At 72.2% G+C, this 3,309-nt stretch carries 3 protein-coding genes and 1 pseudogene; 2 read left to right on the forward strand and 2 right to left on the reverse strand.

Annotated elements, in window-relative coordinates:
• Positions 1-967, forward strand: a pseudogene (locus O3Q52_RS50930) (cation acetate symporter); the annotation flags it as partial.
• Entirely contained in the window at positions 964-2,178 is a 1,215-nt protein-coding gene (locus O3Q52_RS50935; protein WP_269655218.1) for a sensor histidine kinase, read from the forward strand. The pseudogene O3Q52_RS50930 and the gene O3Q52_RS50935, both read left to right, overlap by 4 nt.
• A 54-nt stretch (positions 2,179-2,232) precedes the next feature.
• Here O3Q52_RS50935 and O3Q52_RS50940 read toward each other — a convergent pair whose 3' ends face one another.
• Positions 2,233-2,391, reverse strand: a complete 159-nt coding sequence (locus tag O3Q52_RS50940; protein ID WP_107102596.1) for a hypothetical protein — start codon at positions 2,389-2,391, stop codon at positions 2,233-2,235.
• A gap of 13 nt (positions 2,392-2,404) precedes the next feature.
• A partial coding sequence (locus tag O3Q52_RS50945) for a septum formation family protein (RefSeq protein ID WP_269655219.1) occupies positions 2,405-3,309 on the reverse strand: 905 nt, incomplete at its 5' end.

Below are 3,309 nucleotides of genomic sequence, written 5' to 3' on the forward strand. Positions count from 1 at the left end.
GGTCCGGCTCCCGGCAGGCGTGCACCGCATCGAACAGGGCACCCGGCTCACCTTCACCAAGGGCGACCCCGTCCCCGTAGCCGACCGCGGCAGCAACGGCGGCATGTCCACCTCCCTCGCCGCGGGCCGCGAGGAACGCCCGCTGTACGCCACGTACGGACTGATCCTCGCCACCTTCCTCGGCACCATGGGACTGCCGCACGTCGTCGTCCGCTTCTACACCAGCCCGCACGGCGTCGCCGCCCGCCGCACCACCGTCGCCGTGCTCGGCCTGATCGGCGCCTTCTACCTGCTGCCACCCGTCTACGGAGCGCTGGGCCGCCTGAACGCGCCCGAGCTGACCCTCACCGGGGACGCGGACGCCGCCGTACTGCTGCTGCCCGACCGGGTCATCGGCGGGCTCGGCGGAGACCTGCTGGGCGCGCTGGTCGCGGGCGGCGCCTTCGCCGCGTTCCTGTCCACGGCGTCGGGCCTGACCATGGCGGTGGCGGGCGTGCTCACCCAGGACGTGCTGCCCTCGCGCGGTGTACGGCACTTCCGGCTCGGCACGGTCCTCGCCATGATCGTGCCGCTCGCCGCCAGCTCGATCGTCGGCGGACTGCCGGTCGCGGACGCCGTGGGGCTCGCCTTCGCGGTGTCCGCCTCGTCCTTCTGCCCGCTGCTCGTCCTCGGCATCTGGTGGCACCGGCTCACCCCGCCGGGCGCGGCCGCCGGGATGATCGTCGGTGGCGGCTCGGCGCTGCTCGCGGTCGCCGCCACGATGGCGGGCTTCCCGGGCACGGGCTCGCTGCACGCGCTCCTCGCCTGGCCCGCGCTCTGGTCGGTGCCCCTGGGCTTCCTCACCATGGTGCTGGTGTCCCTCGCGACACCCGGGCGGGTGCCGGTCGGAACGGCCGCCATCCTCGCCCGCTTCCATCTGCCGGAGGAACTGGCCGGCGGCCAGGTACGCGCGGAGGTCAAGGCATGAGCGGTTTCCTGGCCGGGCTCTGCGTGGCCGTACTCCCGCTGCTGGCCGCCGGGTTCTGGCTCGGCCGGCGCACCTCCCGCCCGTCGACCCTCGGTGGCCTCGGCACCCCCGTCGAGCACGCCACCTTCGAGACCCTGCACACCGCGTCGCTCGCCGCCCCGCCGCTGCGGGCCGGGCTGACCGGGGAGACGGCCCGGAAATCGGCGCGACGGCTGCGCACCCTGCTCGGCACCGACGCGCTCTGCCTCACCGACCAGGACACGGTCCTCGCCTGGGAGGGCGTCGGCGAGCACCACCGCGACCAGATCATGGAGCGGCTCGGCGGCCCCCTGGAGACCGGCCGCGGCGAGGCCTTCCGCCTCGACTGCGACGAGCCGTACTGCCCGCTGCGCTGGGCCGTCGTCGCCCCGCTCACCGTCGACGACCGGGTGCACGGGGCGCTCGTCGCCTGCGCACCCCGCGAGTCGGCCGTGCTCGTCCGGGCCACCGGCGAGGTCGCCCGCTGGGTCTCGGTCCAGCTGGAACTCGCCGACCTCGACCAGTCCCGTACGCGCCTGATCGAGGCCGAGATCAAGGCGCTGCGGGCCCAGATATCCCCGCACTTCATCTTCAACTCGCTCGCGGTGATCGCCTCGTTCGTCCGCACCGACCCCGAGCGCGCCCGCGAACTCCTCCTGGAATTCGCCGACTTCACCCGCTACTCGTTCCGCAGACACGGTGATTTCACGACGCTGGCCGACGAACTGCACGCCATCGACCACTACTTGGCGCTGGTCAGGGCCCGCTTCGGCGACCGGCTCTCGGTCACCCTGCAGATCGCCCCCGAGGTGCTCCCGGTGACCCTGCCCTTCCTCTGCCTCCAGCCGCTCGTCGAGAACGCCGTGAAGCACGGCCTCGAAGGCGGCACCGGGAAGGTCGACAAGAGCCGCATCAGCATCACCGCACAGGACGCGGGCGCCGAGGCCCTCGTCGTCATCGAGGACGACGGCCCCGGCATGGACCCCGACCGGCTGCGCCGCATCCTGTCCGGCGAGGTCAGCCCCTCGGGCGGCATCGGCCTGTCGAACGTCGACGACCGGCTGCGGCAGGTGTACGGCGACGACTACGGCCTCGTCATCGAGACCGCACTCGGCGCGGGCATGAAAATCACCGCCCGGCTGCCGAAATACCAGCCGGGCGTGCACTCGGCGGGGCGCCTGCCCCGCGAATGAGCCCCCCGGGCGAAGAACCGCCGAAGCTGCCCGGGGGACTGATTGCGGAATGCGTCAGGTGGGGCGCGACACCACCATGGCCAGCGTGATCAGACCGAGCACCACCCAGCCGAACCACAGCCAGCCGCTGCTCCCGAGCGCCACCGTGTAGGCCGTGACCACCACCAGTCCGCCTACGGTGAGCACTCCCATGGTCTTCGTAGAACCGGGCATCGCAACACCCTCCTCATGGTTCGTCTTTCTCCATGGTGCCCCGGTCTTGGCGAATTGCAGTGCACACTACGAAACGCGTCCCCGAGTTCCACCCGCTGTTACCCACCCAGGCTGCGGCCTCGTAGACGCTGGGGTCGTAGCCGTAGTCCTGCGGCGGGATCTCCTTCTGGCAGGTTTCAGGTGCTTTGTCATGTGCGTCGTCGAGGCTGGTACCCGGAGGCATGCGGAAGAAGTCGAGCACCTGCTGCTCATGAGGACCGTCGCAGGAAACCAGCTTGGCGCGGTTGCCGGAAACCTTGTCGAGGCAGTCCCGCTTCTGCATGGTCGCGGTGTCCTTGAAGAGCGTGCCCGGCTTGCGGTTGTCCCCGAGCGGGCCGTACACGGGATAGCCGCGTGCGTCCAGCAGCAGACAGGCGACGCGACGGCCGGCGGCATCGAAGCCGTCGGCGGTCGGGACAGCGGCGAAGGCGCGGATGTCCGCCAGCTTCTTACGGGTCTCCCCGGTGCGCTGCTCGCACTGGGCGGCTGCTCCGGTGCGGGCCTCCTCGGCGGAGCCGGTCTCGAACACCGCCAGGACCTGCCCCTCGGTGTTCGTGTCGTCGCAGTCCACGGCCTTGAGCGCGGGCTCACCCGAGAAGGGCGTGCCGGGCCATTCGGCGTCGACGCAGTCGCCGTCCTGGAGCGGCGTGGTGAGCCCGACGGCCTCCCCGTACGGCTTCCCGGCGCCCTTACCCGGCAGATAGGCCATCGCGTACCAGGCCCCGCCGCCCGCCAGGGCCAGCCCCAGCGCGGTCGCCAGTACGGCCTTCAGGACGCGGTGGCGCGGGCGGCGCCTGCTGGTGGTGGCCGGGGGAGGCCCGTAGCCCTGCCCCGTCGGCCAAGGGGAGGGCCCCTGCCCGGGCGGCGGCCAGGTGGCGG

Source organism: Streptomyces sp. ActVer, assembly GCF_027270795.1.
GTDB lineage: Bacteria > Actinomycetota > Actinomycetes > Streptomycetales > Streptomycetaceae > Streptomyces > Streptomyces umbrinus_A.

Coding starts and splice junctions, on each gene's coding strand:
- O3Q52_RS50935 (WP_269655218.1), top strand. CDS start 964: ATGAGCGGTTTCCTGGCCGGGCTCTGCGTGGCCGTACTCCCGCTGCTG.
- O3Q52_RS50940 (WP_107102596.1), bottom strand. CDS start 2,391: ATGCCCGGTTCTACGAAGACCATGGGAGTGCTCACCGTAGGCGGACTG.